The 17,399-nt window shown below is 68.3% G+C and carries 14 protein-coding genes; 11 read left to right on the top strand and 3 right to left on the bottom strand.

Going from position 1 to position 17,399, the window contains the following annotated elements:
• The first annotated feature begins 36 nt into the window (after nucleotides 1–36).
• The gene (locus IBL26_RS01265) at nucleotides 37–2,196 is read left to right on the top strand and encodes an amylo-alpha-1,6-glucosidase (protein ID WP_241748860.1); all 2,160 of its coding nucleotides are present in this window, start codon (nucleotides 37–39) and stop codon (nucleotides 2,194–2,196) included.
• Nucleotides 2,197–2,269: 73 nt separating this feature from the next.
• Nucleotides 2,270–2,773, top strand: a complete 504-nt coding sequence (locus IBL26_RS01270; protein WP_187782632.1) for a cupin domain-containing protein — start codon at nucleotides 2,270–2,272, stop codon at nucleotides 2,771–2,773.
• Nucleotides 2,774–2,832: 59 nt separating this feature from the next.
• Here the strand turns inward: IBL26_RS01270 and IBL26_RS01275 are convergent, their stop codons facing one another.
• On the bottom strand, nucleotides 2,833–3,048 hold the full coding sequence (locus tag IBL26_RS01275; protein ID WP_187782633.1) for a hypothetical protein: 216 nt from the start codon (nucleotides 3,046–3,048) through the stop codon (nucleotides 2,833–2,835).
• Between the two features lie 421 nt (nucleotides 3,049–3,469).
• Between IBL26_RS01275 and IBL26_RS01280 the strand changes: the two genes are divergently transcribed.
• The 4 genes from IBL26_RS01280 to IBL26_RS01295 all read left to right on the top strand — a co-directional run bounded on the left by IBL26_RS01280 (nucleotide 3,470) and on the right by IBL26_RS01295 (nucleotide 7,221).
• The gene (locus IBL26_RS01280; RefSeq protein WP_187782634.1) at nucleotides 3,470–4,507 is read left to right on the top strand and encodes a sulfate ABC transporter substrate-binding protein; all 1,038 of its coding nucleotides are present in this window, start codon (nucleotides 3,470–3,472) and stop codon (nucleotides 4,505–4,507) included.
• A gap of 61 nt (nucleotides 4,508–4,568) precedes the next feature.
• Nucleotides 4,569–5,360 (top strand): sulfate ABC transporter permease subunit CysT, encoded by a 792-nt coding sequence (gene cysT / locus IBL26_RS01285; protein ID WP_456316393.1) that lies wholly within the window; start codon nucleotides 4,569–4,571, stop codon nucleotides 5,358–5,360.
• The gene (gene cysW / locus IBL26_RS01290; RefSeq protein ID WP_187782636.1) at nucleotides 5,357–6,187 is read left to right on the top strand and encodes a sulfate ABC transporter permease subunit CysW; all 831 of its coding nucleotides are present in this window, start codon (nucleotides 5,357–5,359) and stop codon (nucleotides 6,185–6,187) included. The genes cysT and cysW overlap by 4 nt, the downstream gene beginning before the upstream one ends.
• A complete protein-coding gene (locus IBL26_RS01295; protein WP_187782637.1) occupies nucleotides 6,184–7,221 on the top strand; it encodes a sulfate/molybdate ABC transporter ATP-binding protein in 1,038 nt (345 codons plus the stop codon). The genes cysW and IBL26_RS01295 overlap by 4 nt, the downstream gene beginning before the upstream one ends.
• Here the strand turns inward: IBL26_RS01295 and IBL26_RS01300 are convergent.
• Nucleotides 7,206–8,216, bottom strand: coding sequence for a P1 family peptidase (locus IBL26_RS01300; protein WP_187782638.1), 1,011 nt, complete (start codon nucleotides 8,214–8,216; stop codon nucleotides 7,206–7,208). The genes IBL26_RS01295 and IBL26_RS01300 overlap by 16 nt on opposite strands.
• 138 nt (nucleotides 8,217–8,354) lie before the next feature.
• Here IBL26_RS01300 and IBL26_RS01305 point away from each other — a divergent pair, with 138 nt between their 5' ends.
• Nucleotides 8,355–9,941, top strand: coding sequence for an ABC transporter substrate-binding protein (locus IBL26_RS01305; protein ID WP_408901892.1), 1,587 nt, complete (start codon nucleotides 8,355–8,357; stop codon nucleotides 9,939–9,941).
• Between the two features lie 135 nt (nucleotides 9,942–10,076).
• Complete coding sequence (gene thiM, locus IBL26_RS01310; protein ID WP_187782640.1) at nucleotides 10,077–10,874, top strand: hydroxyethylthiazole kinase; 798 nt, start codon at nucleotides 10,077–10,079, stop codon at nucleotides 10,872–10,874.
• 15 nt (nucleotides 10,875–10,889) lie between these two features.
• On the opposite strand, the gene IBL26_RS01315 is transcribed toward thiM, so the two are convergent.
• On the bottom strand, nucleotides 10,890–11,750 hold the full coding sequence (locus IBL26_RS01315) for an alpha/beta fold hydrolase (RefSeq protein ID WP_187782641.1): 861 nt from the start codon (nucleotides 11,748–11,750) through the stop codon (nucleotides 10,890–10,892).
• Between the two features lie 402 nt (nucleotides 11,751–12,152).
• On the opposite strand from IBL26_RS01315, the gene IBL26_RS01320 reads away from it, so the two are divergent.
• The 3 genes from IBL26_RS01320 to IBL26_RS01330 are packed head-to-tail and all read left to right on the top strand — an operon-like array spanning nucleotide 12,153 to nucleotide 17,372.
• On the top strand, nucleotides 12,153–12,392 hold the full coding sequence (locus IBL26_RS01320) for a hypothetical protein (RefSeq protein WP_187782642.1): 240 nt from the start codon (nucleotides 12,153–12,155) through the stop codon (nucleotides 12,390–12,392).
• 52 nt (nucleotides 12,393–12,444) lie between these two features.
• Nucleotides 12,445–16,602: a cellulose biosynthesis protein BcsC gene (locus IBL26_RS01325; protein ID WP_187782643.1), complete on the top strand. Its 4,158-nt coding sequence runs from the start codon at nucleotides 12,445–12,447 to the stop codon at nucleotides 16,600–16,602.
• Nucleotides 16,599–17,372: a GDSL-type esterase/lipase family protein gene (locus IBL26_RS01330; protein ID WP_367615342.1), complete on the top strand. Its 774-nt coding sequence runs from the start codon at nucleotides 16,599–16,601 to the stop codon at nucleotides 17,370–17,372. Before IBL26_RS01325 ends, IBL26_RS01330 begins: the two co-directional genes overlap by 4 nt.
• Nucleotides 17,373–17,399 lie beyond the last annotated feature (27 nt).

A 17,399-nucleotide genomic window follows, 5' to 3' on the forward strand; every position in this document is an offset into this window, starting at 1 on the left:
CCGGTCGACATGCTGCAGGAGGTTGGAGACAACGCCTTGCAGCACACACCGAAGCCATCCGCCGAACCTGCCCCCGCGGCCCGGACCTCCTTGCAGGAACGCCGGCCGCGCACGCTGAAGCACGGTGACAGCTTCGGCCTGTTCGGTCGTGCCGGAGATCTGGATGGCCAGAGTGGCAGCCCCGAGGGGCTGTTCCATCTGGACACCCGCTATCTCTCCCGCCTGCGCGTGAAGTTGAACGGCAGCACGCCCGTGCTGCTCGGCTCGGCCCTCAGCGCCGACAACACCACCCTGACCTGCGACCTGACGAACACCGACGCCAAGGATCTGGCGCGTGGCCAGCTGCATCTGCGTCGGTCCAAATTCATCTGGAACGCGGCCTGCCACGAGCGCTTCGCTATCCGCAACTTCAGCGACGCACCGCAGAAAGTTCGCATCGACATCGCCTTCGGTGCCGACTTCGCCGATCTGTTCGAAGTCCGTGGCCGCAGCCGCCCGGCGCGCGGCACTACGCATCCGTCGCAACTGACGACGGATAGCGTCACCATTTCCTATACCGGGCTCGATGCCGCTACACGCCATACGGCGCTGCGCTTCGCCCCCGCGCCAGAGAAGATCGGGCCGCACGAAGCCGTCTATCTCCGCACCCTGGCGCCGGGGGAACAGCAGGTGTTCTTCCTCTCCATCGGTGTCGGCGAGCGGGTCGAGGCCTCGCCTGTCGCCGCCGACCGCGCCTTCCATACCGCGTTGCGCGACACGCGGCGAAGGGAGCGGCACGCCCGCGCCCGCGCGGCGACGGTCGAGACCTCGCACGAGGTGTTCAATGACGCGCTGCGGCGTGCCACCGCCGACCTGAATATGCTGCTGACCGACAAGAAAGGTGGGCCGTACCCCTATGCAGGCATTCCCTGGTTCAGCACCGCCTTCGGCCGCGATGCGCTGATCACCGCCTGGCAGGCATTATGGTTCGATCCGTCGATCGCGCTGGGCGTATTGAACTTCCTGGCGGAAACCCAGGCGGATCACGAAGACGCTTCCAACGATGCCGAGCCCGGCAAGATCCTGCACGAAATGCGGGATGGTGAAATGGCCCGGCTGAAGGAAGTGCCCTACGGGCGCTACTATGGCAGCGTCGATTCCACGCCGCTCTTCGTCATGCTGGCCGGCGCCTATCTGGACCGCACCGGCGACATCGCGGCGCTGCGCCGGCTCTGGCCAAACATTGAAGCCGCGCTCGGCTGGATCGAACATTCCGGCGACCGGGACGGCGATGGCTTCGTCGAGTACCAGCGGCGCACGCCGCAAGGCCTGGTCAACCAGGGCTGGAAGGACAGCGGCGATAGCATCTTCCACGCCGATGGCACCTTGGCCGAAGGGCCGATCGCCCTGGTTGAGATGCAGGCCTATGTCTACGCCGCCTGGCTCTCCGCCTCGCGCATTGTCCGGGCGATGGACGATCATCCCAAGGCTGATTCCTTCCAACAGCGGGCGGAGACGCTGCGGGAGCATTTCGATGCCGCCTTCTGGGATGAGGAGCTGGGTACCTATGTGCTGGCGCTGGATGGCCAGAAGCAACCCTGCCGCGTCCGCAGCTCCAATGCCGGGCACGCGTTGTTCGCCGGCATTGCCAAGCCGGAACGCGCACGGCGGCTGGTCGGCACGTTGATGAACGCCGCCAGCTTCTCCGGCTGGGGCATCCGTACCCTGGCGGTGGGCGAGGCGCGCTATAACCCGATGAGCTACCACAACGGCTCCGTCTGGCCGCACGACAACGCAATGATCGCCGAGGGCTTTGCGCGCTACGGCTTCGAAGCAGAGGCCGCCCGCCTGCTGGAAGGCCTGTTCGCCGCCGCCGAACACCTGGACCTGCACCGCCTGCCGGAATTGTTCTGTGGCTTCCCCCGCCGAAACGGTGGAGGGCCGACACCCTACCCGGTGGCCTGCGCCCCGCAGGCCTGGGCGGCGGTGGCGCCGCTCTCCCTGCTGGCCTCCTGCCTCGGGCTTGGGTTCGAGCCGGAACGCGGGCGTGTCCTCTTCCAACGTCCGGTGCTGCCAGGGTTCCTGGAGAGGGTGGTGCTGCGGAACCTGCGTGTGCAGGATGCGCAGCTGGATGTCGGGCTGGGGCGCGTTCAGTCCCAGGTCGGCATGGCGGTGTTGGAGCGTCGTGGCGATATCCACGCTATGATGACAAGTTAGTGCATTGCCGATAAACGCGATATGATTTCGCTGAATATCCGCCAAACCGGCGGAAAGCTGAAGGAGCCTCCCGATGCCGCATGACGGGCACGACCATTCATCGCTGGAGCCGGACGCGGCGCCGCAGGACGCCTGGAAGCATTCCGGCGTCCGCGTCATTCCCGGTGGCAGCCTGGACAGCAACACGGCGCAGACGCCGGGCATGGACCGCCGTGCCGCCATCAACCTGGCCCGCGTCGGTGCACAGAAGATCTGGGCCGGCACCGTGCATATCCACGCCAATGCCAAGACCGGCGCTCATCATCACGGTGCGCTGGAAAGCGTGATCTACATCGTCAAGGGCCGCGCCCGTATGCGCTGGGGTGAGAAGTTGGAATTCGTGGCTGAAGCCGGGCCGGGCGATTTCATCTACGTGCCGCCCTATGTTCCGCATCAGGAGATCAATGCGTCCACCGACGAGACCTTGGAATGCGTGCTGGTGCGCAGCGACAACGAGGCCGTTGTGGTGAACCTGGATATCGAGCCAGTGGAGAAGCCGGAGAACGTGCCCTGGATCGACCCGATCCATAAGGCCTGAGACGCAGAAGGGGCGCCGGATTTCTCCGGCGCCCCTTTCTACTGGCCAGCCTGAAGAGGTTATTCCGCCGCCAGCACCTGGCCGGCATGCGGCCAGTCCTGCGTGCGGGCAAGAACCAGCTTGGCCACGCGCGCGGCTTCCACCAGGCTGGGGAAGGTGGCGCCATCCAGGTCGTCGACCACTGGATCAACGGCGCGGAAGCGCCAGCCGGCATGGTGGGAAACGGCGACGCCGACAAAGCGGCCGCCGATATCGATCGGGCGAGAAGCAATCATCATACTGTTCCTGGCCTCCGCGCCTCAGGCGCGGGAAGGCAACGCTGCGATGGTGGATGGGAATGGCCTTGGTGGCGTCAGCCCCAACAACACATTCGCATCCGGCAGCCATCGGGCCGGGCCAGGATCTGGCGGGCGGGACGGCGCTTTAGCGTTTGGTGACGCGGTGCAAGCTGCATGGGTCAAATCCCCGCGGGGCCGAAGCCCGTTATAAGAAGGTAGCCAACCTTCTATCCCACGCCGCGAACGAATTTTCAAGTGGAATTATAATTACCCGCTGAGTATGAGCGTATATGCCTTGGCCCTCGGCGCGGCGTGCGATTGATGTTGTATCGCGCCACCGGGCAGGGAACACTCAACGCGACCGCAGCATCGGCCGCCTGCCTCAGGGCGCGGCTCAGCCTCGGAAGGAGACTTCGCCATGGCTTCCAAGGGCGTTCTGTCTTCGCCTCTTGCCCGCCGTTCCCTCCTGGGGGCGTCTCTGAGTCTTGGCCTCGGCGGCCGGGCTGTGCAGGCCCAGGGGGCCTCGCAACTCCTCAATGTGTCCTATGACCCGACGCGGGAACTCTACCGCGCCTACAACGCGGCCTTTATCGAGCAGTGGAAGGCGCAGAGCGGGCAGGGGGTGCAGATCCGCACCTCACATGGTGGTTCCGGCCGCCAGGCACGTTCGGTGATCGATGGCCTGCAAGCGGATGTGGTGACGCTCGCACTGGCTTACGACATCGACGTCATCGCCAGCCGAGGGCTGCTGGCGCCTGACTGGCAGAAGCGGCTGCCGCATAACAGCGCGCCCTATACCAGCACCATCGTCTTCCTGGTGCGGAAGGGCAACCCGAAGGCAATCCGCGATTGGGGAGACCTGGCGCGGGACGGCGTGGGGGTGATCACCCCAAACCCCAAGACCTCCGGCGGTGCGCGCTGGAACCATTTGGCCGCCTGGGCCTGGGCGCGGCGCCAACCCGGCGGCGACGATGCCTCGGCCGAGGCGTATCTCGGACGGCTCTACCGCAACGTCCCTGTGCTGGACACAGGCGCACGCGGTTCCACCACCACCTTCGCCCAGCGCGACCAGGGCGATGTGCTGCTGGCGTGGGAGAACGAGGCGCATCTGGCCTTCGAGGAATTCGGCCGCGACAAGTTCGAGATCGTCTACCCGCCGCTCTCCATCCTGGCGGAGCCACCGGTGGCGGTGGTGGACCGCATAGTCGACCGGCGTGGCACCCGCGCCGTGGCCGAAGCCTATTTGCAAGGCCTCTATACGCCGGAAGCGCAAACCCTGGTGGCGAAGCACTTCTACCGTCCGCGCGACCCGGCGGCCCTGGCCGCGGCCGGCGACCGCTTCCCCAGGCTGGAGCTGGTCACGATCGATGGCGAGTTCGGCGGCTGGGCCGAGGCGCAGCGGCGGCATTTCGACGATGGCGGCAGCTTCGACCGTGTCTATCGCCCGAGCCGCTGAGCCCGCCGGTCAACATCCGCCACCGGCTTACCGGCGGCGGCTATGGCCGTGGCCCGGCCCCTTGCCCGGCTTTGGCCTGAGCCTCGGCGTCGCGCTGCTCTGGCTTGGCCTCATCGTGCTGCTGCCACTTTCCGCCCTGGCGGCGCGGCCCTGGACGCTCGGCCTCCAGGGCGTGCTGGACTCGCTGGCGGACCCGCGCGTGCTGGCCGCGTTGCGCCTGTCCTTCCTCTCGGCCCTGGCTGCGGCGGCGGTCAACGTACCCATCGGGCTGCTGCTCGCCTGGGTGATGGTGCGGGAGAATTTTCCCGGCCGCCGCTGGCTGGACGCCGCCATCGACCTGCCCTTCGCCCTGCCAACGGCAGTGGCGGGCCTGGCCCTGACGGCGCTGTACGCCCCCAATGGCTGGCTTGGCGCCCCGCTGGCGGCGGTCGGGCTGAAAGTGGCCTACACGCCGCTGGGCATCGGCGTCGCCATGCTGTTCGTCGGCCTGCCCTTCGTCGTCCGCAGTGTCGAGCCCGTCCTGCGGGACCTGCCACGGGAGGCGGAGGAAGCCGCGGCCACGCTGGGCGCCGATGGGGTGCAGACCTGGTGGCGCGTGATCCTGCCCGCGCTGCTGCCCGCGCTGCTGGCAGGCTTCGCCATGGCGTTCGCCCGGGCGGTCGGCGAGTATGGCAGCGTCATTTTTATCGCGGGCAACCGGCCGATGGTCAGCGAGATCGCCCCGTTGCTGATCGTGGTCAGGTTGGAGCAGTTCGACTATGCCGGTGCATCGGCCGTCGGGCTGGCGATGCTGGTCCTGGCCTTCATCATCCTGCTGGCACTGAACCTGCTGCAACGCCGGAATCGCGGATGAGGCGGCTCAGAGACGGCAACCACTTCCTTCGCCTGTCGGTGCTGCTGGTAGCGATCGCGCTGGCCTGCGTCATCCTGCTGCTCCCGCTCGCCGCCGTGTTCACCGAGGCGCTTCGTCGCGGCATCCCGGTCGCGCTGCAGGCTCTGGCCGACCCTGATGCGTGGGCGGCGATCCAGTTGACCCTGTTGGTGGCCGCCATCGCCGTGCCGGTCAACACGGTGGGCGGCATCGCGGCCGCCTGGTGCATCGCCAAGTTCGAGTTCCCTGGACGCAGGTTCCTGCTGGCGCTGATCGAGCTACCATTCTCCGTCTCGCCTGTCATCTCCGGCCTGGTCTGGGTGCTGCTGTTCGGCGCCCATGGCTGGTTCGGCGAATGGCTGCAGGAGCGGAATATCCAGATCATCTTCGCCCTGCCGGGCCTGGTGCTCGCGACGATCTTCGTCACCTTCCCCTTCGTGGCACGCACGTTGGTGCCACTGATGCAGGAGCAGGGCCGGGGGGCGGAGGAAGCCGCGGCCACGCTGGGCGCCAGCGGCTGGCAGATTTTTCGCCGCGTGACGCTGCCGGATATCCGCTGGGCCCTGCTCTCCGGCATTCTGCTTTGTAATGCCCGGGCCATGGGAGAGTTCGGGGCGGTGTCCGTCGTATCAGGCCACATCAGGGGCGAAACCAACACCATGCCGTTGCATGTCGAGATTCTCTACAACGAGTACCAGTTCGTCGCCGCCTTCGCCGTGGCCGCGTTGCTCGCCCTGCTGGCCCTGGTCACGCTCGGTGCGAAGGCTTTGCTGGAACGGCACGGTTCCAGCCGGGCGAGCCTGCTGTGAGTGTGCTGGTCCGTGGCGTGGAGCGCCGCTTCGGCGCCTCCGCCGCGCTGCGTGCCGTGGACCTCACCGTTTCCGCCGGTGAGTTCGTGGCGCTGCTGGGCCCGTCCGGTTCCGGCAAGACCACGCTGCTGCGGATCCTTGCGGGCCTCGACATCGCCGATGCCGGAACCGTCAGCATCGATGGGGAGGATATGACGCATATCCCCGCCCGGCTCCGGCGCATCGGCTTCGTGTTCCAGCACTACGCGCTGTTCCGCCATATGACGATCTTCGAGAATGTCGCCTTCGGCTTGCGCATCCGCCGCGAGCCGCCACGGGAGGCCGAAATCGTCCAGCGCGTGAACGGGTTGCTGGAGCGGGTGCAGATTGCCGAATTGGCGCGCCGGCGACCGGACCAGATCTCCGGCGGCCAGCGCCAGCGCGCCGCCCTGGCCCGCGCCCTGGCCATCGAGCCACGGTTGCTGCTGCTTGACGAACCCTTCGGTGCTCTGGATGCCGAGGTCCGCAAGGGATTGCGGCGTTGGCTGCGCGACCTGCACCGGGACCTAGGCCTGACCAGCCTGTTCGTCACGCACGACCAGGAAGAGGCGATGGAACTGGCCGACCGCGTCGCCATCATGCGGGATGGGCAGATCGTCCAGTACGACACGCCGGAAGCCTTGATGGACCGGCCCGTCAACGCCTTCGTTGCCGGCTTCCTTGGCGACGCCGCGCGGCTGCCGGCGGAATGGGATGGCACGTCCCTGCATTTCAGCGGCGCGCAGCTACCGTCCTTGCCCGCCTCGGCGCTCCGTCTTGCGCCGACTAGGCCAGGGCCGGCAGTGGCCTTCATCCGGCCGCACGAATGGTCGGTCACGGCGCAGGAGGAGACCAACGCCACGGTGCGGTCACGTCATCCGGTCAGCCGTGGCGTCAGGCTGGAGCTTTCTATCGGTGAATATGTGGTGGAGGTGGAACTGCCCGCCTCGCCCCTGCGCCCCGGGGAGCGCTGCCAACTCGGCGTGACAGCCGCCCGGGCCTACGATGTTGGCTGATTCGGGCCGAAGCGGCTGCCCCAGGATGCCTGCGCGCCGGCCCAGGGCAATGCCTGGGCGTGGTAGACCCCTTTCGCCACCGCACGCGCCATCACCTGGGTCGCGACATGCCCCAGCTCGGTCAATTCGGCGATAGGGTTGGCCATCGGCCGCGCCGCCGTGGCAGCGGCGAACACCGTATCGCCATCGGTCGGCGCGTGCGCGGGCAGGATGGCGCGGGCCAGGCCGTCATCGGCCATGATGGCCAGCCGGCGGGCCTGGGCCTTGCTCAGCGCCGCATCGGTGACGACCAGGCCGATCGTGGTGGCGGTGCCCGCCTGACCTTTCAATCGTGACAGCTGATGCTCCGGCAGGAAGCGCGGCGGCAGCCCCAGCCCGCCGAACTCCTCGCCCTGTTCGAACGGTGCCGCCCAGAACCACGGCCCATCGCCGACCAGGGGCGAGCCCACCGCATTGACCGCGACGATCGCCGCCACCGTGTGGCCATGCCGCGTAACGGCGCTGGCCGAGCCCAGGCCGCCCTTGACCGTCGCTGTCGTCGCGCCCGTGCCGGCGCCCACGCTGCCCAGCGCGAATACGCCTTCGGACGCGGCCCGCGCCGCCTCATAGCCCAGCGTGCGATAGGGGCTGAAGCGTCCCCAGTCCTTGTTGCCGCCATTCAGCAGGTCGAACAGGATGGCCTGCGGTGCCAGCGGGATGGCGATACTGCCGAACATCGTGCCACGGCCATCTTCGCGCAGCGCCGCCTGCACACCGCCTGCGGCGTCCAACCCGAAGGTCGAGCCGCCGGAGAGGACGATGGCATCGACCTGTTCCACCGTCATGTCCGTGCGCAGCAGATCCGTGTCGCGCGTCCCCGGCGCGCCACCGCTGACATGCACGGCAGCCGTGACGGGCCGGTCGAACACGATGGCCGTGGCACCGGAACCCAGCGCCAGGTCGGTTGCGTGGCCGACGCGCAGCCCGGCGATATCGGTCAGGAGATTCAGGCTCATGCGCCGATGATGCCGCAGGGCGCTGGCACGGCCAAGCGTTCGCGGGGAAAGGACGTTTGATAAACGGGTAAAACGGTATATCCCTTGTGTTGATGGGCCATCAGGCCCGGCGTCAGCGTGGGATTGCCTGTCATGTCACTGACCCGCCGAATGGCGCTCTCGGGCGCGTCCGCCTTTGCCGCATCCGCGCTCGCGGCGCCGCGCTTGTCCCGTGCCCAGGGCGCCAGCGTGCTGCGTTTCGTGCCGCAATCGGACCTCGCGGTGCTCGACCCGATCCTGACGGCCGCCTACGTCACCCGCAATCACGGCATGCTGGTGTTCGATACGCTCTACGGCATGGATGCCGACTTCCGCATCCAGCCGCAGATGCTGGCTGGCCATACCACCCAGGCCGATGGTCGGGTCTGGACCTTGACCCTGCGCGACGGGCTGCTGTGGCATGACGGCACGCAGGTGCTGGCACGGGACTGCGTGGCCAGCATCCGCCGCTGGGGTGTGCGGGATGCGCTGGGTCAGACCCTGCTGGCCCTCACGGACGAACTGGTCGCTGTGGACGACAAGACGATCCGCTTCCGGCTGCGGCAGGCCTTCCCCCTGCTGCCTTACGCGCTTGGCAAGCCCGGCTCCCCCGCCTGCTTCATGATGCCGGAGCGCCTGGCTGCGACGGACGCGTTCAAGCCGGTGACCGAGATGGTCGGCAGCGGCCCGTTCCGCTTCAACGCGGCGGAACGCATGGCGGGCGCCCGCGTCGTGTACGACCGTAACCCGGCCTATGTGGCGCGGGACGGCGTATCAAGCTTCACCGCCGGGCCGAAGCACGCCTATCTTGACCGCGTCGAGTGGCATGTATTGCCGGATCCCTCCACGGCGGCGGCGGCGCTGCGCGCCGGGGAGGTCGATTGGTGGGAAGCGCCGGGGTTCGACCTGCTGCCGCTGCTGGCGCGCAGCCAGGACATCCGCATCGAGATCATGGATGCCACTGGCTTCATCGGCTCCATGCGGATGAACCACCTCCAGCCGCCCTTCAGTAACCCCACCCTGCGCCGCGCCGTGCTGCCGGCGCTGCGGCAGGCGGATTTCATGACGGCGGTGGCGGGCGACTTTCCGGATGGTTGGCGGCAGCATGTCGGCTTCTTCTGCCCCGGTACGCCGATGGCCAGCGATGCCGGCATGGACGTGCTCACTTCGCCGCGGGACCTGGACCGCGCGCGCCGCGCCGTCGCCGAATCCGGCTATAGCGGAGAGCCCGCGGTGCTGCTGGCGCCATCGGATTTCCCCAACCTGAAGGCGCTGGCGGATATCGGCGCGGACCTGCTGACGCGCATCGGCATCAAGGTCGATTACCAGGCGCTGGACTGGGGCTCCGCCCTGCAGCGCCTGGCGAAGACCGAGCCGGTGGAGCAGGGGGGCTGGAGCGTGTTCCACACCTTCTGGTCCGGCCTCGACCAGATGAACCCGGCCGTGAACGCCTCCCTGCGCGCCAATGGGCGCGATGCGGGCCGCGGCTGGCCGACCAGCGCCGCCCTGGAAGGCCTGCGCGACCGCTGGCTGCGAGCGCCGGACGAGGCGCAGCAAGTCTCCATCGCCGCCGAGATGCAGCGCCAGGCTTTCCAGGACCTGCCATACATTCCGCTCGGCCAGCTGATGCAGCGCACCGCCTATCGGCGGGACGTCACCGGCGTGCCGGAAGGCTTCACCGCCTTCTGGGGCGTGAAGCGCGGCTGAGGCCGCACCAACCCGCCAGCGTCGCGCTGGCGGCGTTGCTGGCATGGCCTGTCTCCACGCCAGCGGCCGGGCTATGTCCGCATTCTGGAACGCCCTGGCCCGCACGACCCTAGACCATGACTGAGGATTGCCCCGATGCAGCAACCTGACCTGACCCACGCCCTGTCGCGTCTGCGGGAAGCGGCGCCGCTGGTGCACAACATCACCAACCAGGTTGTGGCCAACGTCACCGCCAATGCGCTGCTGGCCATCGGCGCCTCCCCCGCGATGGTCCAGGCGGAGGAAGAGGTCGGCAGTTTTGTCCGGCTGGCAGCGGCGCTGGTGGTCAATATCGGCACGCTGACAGCGCCGCAGCTGGCCGCTATGCACATCGCCACCCGGGCGGCGGGGGAGGCGGGGGTGCCCTGGATTCTCGACCCTGTGGCCGCCGGCGCGACGCCGTACCGCCTACAGGCGGCGCGCAGCCTGGTACAGCTTCAGCCCGCCGTGGTGCGCGGCAATGCGTCCGAGATCCTGGCCCTGGCGGGGGAGGCCGTTTCTTCCAAGGGCGTGGACAGTACGCACGGCTCCGGTGCGGCGCTGGCGGCGGCACGGCACATCGCCAAGGAACACGGCGCGGTCGTCGCCGTCACCGGCGCGGTCGATTACGTGACGGATGGACAGGCCACCTGGGCCATCGCCAATGGCCACAAGATGCTGACGCGCGTCACTGGCACGGGCTGCACCGCCACCGCGCTGATCGGCGCCTTCCTGGGCGCCGGTTTCACCGCCATGCAGGCTGCCCTGGCCGGGCTGACGGTGCTGGGCGTGGTGGGCGAGTTGGCGGCGGCCAAGGCCAGCGCGCCCGGCAGCTTCCAGGTGGCGATCCTGGACGGGCTCTACGAGTTGGACGATGCGACCTTGGCCAGCCATGCCCGGGTGACGCCGGCCTGAGCCGGCACCGCCTGCTCAGTAGACGATGAAGCCCTTGATGACGTCCATCATCGCCTGCGGCTCATCGGCCCGGATGGAGTGGCTGCTGCGCTCGAAGATGCGGAGGTCGGAGCCGGGGATCAGCCGGTGGATCTCCTCGGAGAATTCCGGTGGGCAGATCCAGTCATGCCGTCCCGCGAGGATGAGGGTCCTGGCGGTGATGCGCTTCAGCTCGGGCCGCAGATCGTAGCGGTGCAGGAAGCCGCCGGGCTGGAAGGCCTTGTTCAGCGCCACCGGCTCATGCAGCGTCCGCCGCCGTCCGTCATGGCTGGCCTCGGGGTCAAAGGTCGTCGAGTAGAGCGGACCCATGACCTCGTAATAGCGCTGCAGCTTCTCGACCGTGTCGAGCGCGCCATCCCAGAGCATCTGGCAGACGCGCTGTTGCTCTGGCGTGCCGCGCTCACGCACGATCTCCTGGGCGCGGGCGAGGAAGCCGGAATGTGCCGCCGTCACGACGCAGATCAGGTGGGACACCGATTCGGGATAGCGGGCCGCATGCGCCATCGCCACCATGCCCCCATAGCTGGTGCCGATCGAGACGATGGGCCCCAGGCCCAGATACTGCCGCAGCGCCTCCAGATCCTCGACATTCTCGTCCAGGTTGTATCTCTCGGCGTCGCCCTTGGAGGAGCGTCCTTGGCCCCTGTGGTCGATGTAGATGAGTTGCATCCGCTCCGCCAAAGGCGAGAAGCCGGGCTTGAAGCCGCTGTGGTCGCCACCCGGTCCGCCATGCAGGACAAAGGCAACCGGCCGTTCACGCATGCGCGGGCCGTCCGGCACCAGGCCCATGCCTTCGACGTCGAAGTAAATCTCAGTATCGCGAATGCGTGCGCGCATGCGTTGCCCCTATGACGCCAGTTACCATGGCCGCGGCCATTGGCGATGGTACCCACGGATTCTTCTGGGCTGCCAGAGGGGCAGGTAGTTTGCTGGGTTCGGATGACGATGAGGGCCGATGCTCAGGAACGGTTCAGGGTCGCTACCTGAGACTGTGACCGACGATCACCCTGATGCCGTCCTTGGTGCGTCCCCCACATTCAGCTGCAAAGCTGCTCTCAGCGTCGATTCGTTGTGGCGCCATCGACTGTGAAGATCAGATGAACAGACCTTCAGTAACCGTCTGCATGCAACCAAAAGTTGTTTATCCTCCGCGTAAATGGTGTGTGGTACCGTGACCAGATCGGCCTAAAATCGTGCAGAAGCGAGACGAAGTGGCAATTCTGTAAAGATATATGGCGAGTGAAGCGCCTGGATTTGGAAACCCGGCGCTTTAACTGGCATGCCGTTACTCGCCTAGGCTGCTGTCCTCTGTCCGCCACAGGCAGCGACTCCGGCAAAGCCGATAAAGATCGTGTTGAGATGGCGCGATGCGATCCGCGTAAAAAGCTCACCTTCTCCGAAGTTACGCTTTCCAAAATGATAGGTTTGTTGATAAATTGCGACGAGTGCGCGGTCGATGCTCCGGTGATGCGTGCTTGACGCCGGAGGAAAGCTGGACGTTGCACCTAACAGACGTCGGTGGGTCGATCGGATGACAAAAGGTTCTCAGCGGCGTAGCGCCACCCTGTTGGCGCCAGGCACGGCGCGTGCCGCCATTGAGGGCCTTAATGCCTCACATCGCCCGCTGGTCGGCGCGATGCTGGGGGTGATGATATTGGGCGGCACGGCCGCGGCCCAGGCGCCCGCGCCATCCGCCGCCCCCGCCTTGCCGCCGCTGGCACCGCCCGCTTCGCGCGCGCCCGGAGCCCCCATCCCCCCCGCCGCCGCGCCAGCGGCAGCGGCGCCGGCTGAGGAAAACACCGCCCTCACGACCTTGCTGGAGCAGGTCGAGTATTGGCGCGCCCAGAACCGGCCTGACATGGCGATGCCGGCCGTGGAGCGCATCCTGGCCGCCAGCCCGAACAATCCCAACGCCCTCGTCATCGCGGCCGAACTGGCCGGACAGCTCGGCCGGACCAGCGAGGCGGAGGGCTACCTGGCCACCCTGCGCCGTGTCGCCCCGAATGATTCGCGCATCGCCGGGATCGAGCGGCAGCGTAGCTTCACCGATGCCGACCGCGCGGCGCTGGACGAAGCGCGCAGCCTTTCCCAAGCCGGGCGGCACGCCGATGCGGTGGCGCGCTATCGCGTCCTGTTCCCCAACGATGCCGATATCCCTGATAATTTTCGGCTGGAATTCTATTCCTCCCTCGCTAACTCCTCGCTGACCGGCTTCCGGGAAGCGACGACGGCGCTGGAGGATGCGATCCGCCGCGCGCCTAACGACCTGCGCCTGCGGCTGGCGCTGGCGCAGATCCAGACCTACCGGGACACCACCCGCTACCAGGGCATCGCTACCCTCAAGACCCTGGCCGCCAACCCGCAGGTGGCGACGGCGGCGCGGGCTGCGTGGCGCGATGCGCTGCTGTGGGAAGGCGTTAACAGCGAGCTGGTGGGCGCCATCAAGGCCTATCTGGCGGTCAACCCCTCCGACCCCCAGTTGGTCGCCAAGCTACGCGACGCGGAAGCGGCCTATCAGGTCGAGGCGCTGGGCCTGGCCCGCATGCGTGGCTTCGAACTGCTGGACAATCCGCAGGAAGCCGAGAAGCAATTCGCCAGCGTCCTGCAGCAGGAACCGAACGAGCCGACCGCGCTGGGTGGCCTCGGTATCGTGCGAATGCAGCAGGGCCGCCTGCAGGAAGCCCGCGTGTTGCGGGACCGCGCGCTGGCCGCGACGCCGGCGGACCGGCAGAACCAGATCGACGACATGTTCTTCGGGCTGGGCTACGCCTTCCTGAAGGCCGGGGACGTCGCCGGCGCTGAGAACATCTTTCAGAGCACCCTGGCGCGCTCGCCCGAGGATGCCGGCGCCCTGGCGGGCATGGCGGTCATCCGCATGCGGCAGGGCAAGGTGGCCGAGGCCCGCGCCTTCCGTGCCCAGGCGCTGGAGAAGGCCGGGACCCGCGAACGCGAGATCACCAGCATCGTCGGCGGGCTGGAAACGGCCGCGCCGCGCGGCAATGCCCGGGCCGGCGGCGGCCTGCCGCCCTCCGTCCTGGCCCGCCGGGCACTGGAGCGCGGCGACCTCGCCCGTGCCGACGACCTGGCGCGCCGCGCCGGCCGTGGCCCGGCGGTGGAGCAGCTGGCGGCGGAGGTGATCCTGGGCCGCGTCGCCCTGCAGCGTGACGACCTGCCCACGGCCGAGTACCGGTTCCGCTCGGCCCTGGCGCGCCGCCCGCGCCTGCCGGAAGCCCTGGTCGGCCTCTACGAGGTGCTGCAACGGCAGAACCGCTTCGCCGAGGCAGAGGCCCTGCAACAGGAAACCGGCCTGCAGGTGCCGGCCGGCGCCGCCACGCGCCAGGCCTATGTGCTGCGGGACACCGCCAGCCGCAGCGAATCGTCGGACGAAGCGGCCGAGCTGCTGGCCCGGGCCAAGACGATCGACCCCCGCAACCCCTGGGTGCGGCTGGACCTGGCGCGCGTGCTGCGCGACCAGGGCAGGGAAGACCTGGCGGCGCAGGAGGAGCGGGAGCTCATCGCATTGGGCGGCAACGATGCCGCCTACGCCGCCGCGCTGCTGGCGCTGGAGAATGAGCGCTACGACGACGTGATCGCCCGGCTCGAGGCGATTCCCAACCGCGTCCGATCCGCCGATGCCAACCGCCTGCTGACGCAGGGCCGCCAGCAGCAGGATATCGCCCGCCTGGAACAGTTCGCCCGGGCCCAGCCGCGGTCGGACGCTGTGCCGCGGCTGGTCGCCCTGGCCGGAAGGCCGGACCCGAGCGGCACGACGGCCGCCGGCGTGGTGCGGGCACTCGGCCGGCTGCGGCAGGAGGATGCCGCGTTGCAGGCGGCACGCGCCGCGATGGCCGCCAACCCGGGCGCCTCGCCCGATTTCCGCATTCAACTGGCTGGGGCGCTGTTGGGCGCCAACCGCCTGCAGGATGCACGGGCCATGACCCAGCAATTGCTGGCCGAAGGCAACGTGACCGAGGAACAGCGCCGGCAGATCGCCTCGCTCAGCGCCGGCGCGGCGGTGGCGCAAGCCTATGAACTGAACGCGCAGGGTGACCAGGAAGGCGCGCTGGCCGAGTTGCAACCCGCCCTGCAGCGGGCGCCGGACAATGTTGCGGTCAACCTCGCCCTGGCGCGGGTCTACCTGGCCAGCAACCGTGCGGCCGATGCCCAGGGCATCGCGGACGCGGTTCTGGCGCGCAACCCCGGCAATCTGGAAGCCCTCTCGGTCGCGACCGATGCGGCGTTGGCGCGCCGGGACTGGCAGCGTGCCGATGCGCTGTTGCAGGAAGGCCGCAGCCGCTACCCGGCCGACCCGGCCATCATGCTGATGGATGCGCGCCTGGCGCGGGCACAGGGCGACCATCGCCGTGCGCTGCGGTCGCTGGAGAGCGCCGGCGTGCGCCGCTACGCGCAGTTGCAGGCCAATGGTGGCGGCAGCGCGGGCACGGATGCCAACCTGTTGGCAGCGCAACTGCGCAGCAGCGGCAACGAGAATGCAGGTGGTGCCGAAATCTCCGACACCATGGCCTCGCAGATCGCGACAGAACTGGCGGCGGCGCGCAAGGAAACCGTGACCTGGATCCAGGCCGGCGTCGGCTACCGCCAGCGTTCCGGCCAGGGCGGCCTCAGCCGCCTGTCCGAAGTGACGGCGCCCGTCGAGGCCTCGACCCCTGTGCCGGGCATCGGCGGCCGCGTCACCGCGCGGGCGGAGACGGTGGCGCTGAGCGCCGGCTCGCTCGGCAGCGACTTCAACAGCCAGCGCAGCTTCGGCACCAATCCATTGGCGGCGCCCGGAAGTACGGCGCGCCCTTCGTCGCGGGCCACCGGCGTGGCGCTGAACGTGGCCTATGCCTACGGCGATGTGCGCGCCGATATCGGCTCCACGCCACTCGGCTTCCGCATGGCAACGGCGGTTGGCGGCGTCGAATACGCACCGGCTCTGACCGACAAGCTGCGCCTGCGCGTGGCGGCGGAGCGGCGCGCCGTTGATGACAGCCTGCTCTCCTATGGCGGGATGCGGGATAGCCGGACCGGCACAACCTGGGGCAACGTGGCCCGCACCGGCGGCCGTGCCCAGTTGGAATACATGCTGACCAACAACACCGTCCTGTACGGTGGCGGCAGCTATGCCAGCGTGGATGGCCGCAACGTCGCCGGCAACACGCGCTTCGAAGTCGGCGGCGGCCTGGCCTGGACCCTGCTGCGCCGCCCGGACGAGGAATTCGTCCTGGGCGTCGACACCCGCTACACCTCCTACGACCGCAATCTGCGCAACTTCACCCTGGGCCAGGGCGGCTATTTCAGCCCGCAATCGCAATTCGCGGCGGTGCTGCAGGGCGATTGGCGCAAGCGTTATGGCGATTGGCGGCTGCGCCTGGGTGGCGCGCTTGGCTGGCAGACCTATCGCGAGGACGCCAGCGACGTGTTCCCGAACGATGCCGCGCTGCAGGCCTCGCTGGTCGCCGCCGCGGCTGCGGACCCGACCATCACGACGCGTTACGCCAGCGATTCCAGCAATGGCCTGATCGGCGGCGTCCGGGCGGAAGCGGAATACGCCATCACCCCGCAACTGCGCCTGACTGCCCTTGGCAGCTACGATCGTGCCGGCAACTGGGAACAGTTCACCGGCCTGCTGCGGCTGCGCTATGCCTTCGAGCAGCCGGGGCCGGACCTCTCCACGGTGGCGCCGTGACTTTCTGGTCGTCATTCCGCCGCCTGACGCTCGGCCTCGCCCTGGCTGGCGTGATGGCGGCCGGGTCGGCCCAGGCCCAGGCCCAGGCACCCGCGGTGTGCCCGGCGGTGCCGGCGCTGCCGACCCTGCCAGTGGAGGCGATTCCCGCGCCGGTGCCCGTGCCCTACTGGAACCAGCGGGTGCAGGAGCTGGATAAGATCATCGGCTCCACCGACCTCTCGCGGGTGAAGCTGCTGTTCCTCGGTGATTCGATCACGCAGATCTGGGACCCGCAGGTGTTCCAGCGCTATTACGGCCAGCGCGCCGCGCTCAATATGGGCGTGGCAAGCGACACGACCCAGGGCCTGCTCTGGCGGCTGGGCCGCTCGCCGCTGGGCCAGCAGCTGAAGCCGCAGCTGGTGGTGCTGATGATCGGCACCAACAACGCGCATAATCCGAAGACCGAGGACGTCGCCTTCGGCATCGCCCAGACCATCCGGCTGATCCGGCAACGTGTGCCGGAGAGCAAGATCCTGCTGATCGGCATCCTGCCGCGTGGGGCGACGGCGCAGGACTGGTTCCGCACGCCGGTCGCCAAGATCAACGGCTTGATCGCTTCCTGCGCCGACCAGCAACATATCTTCTTCGTCGATCCCGGCGCCTCTTTGTTGGATAGCGACGGCAACCTGTCCGAGCGTATGGCGGCTGACCGGCTGCATCTGACGGCGGCGGGCTATTCCATCCTCTCGACGGCGATCGAGCCATCGGTGCGTGCCTTGCTGGGGCGTTGAGACTGGCCCGTGCCCGGTGCGCTGCGA

This window comes from Teichococcus aerophilus (genome assembly GCF_014490485.1).
In the GTDB taxonomy this organism is placed as follows: domain Bacteria; phylum Pseudomonadota; class Alphaproteobacteria; order Acetobacterales; family Acetobacteraceae; genus Pseudoroseomonas; species Pseudoroseomonas aerophila.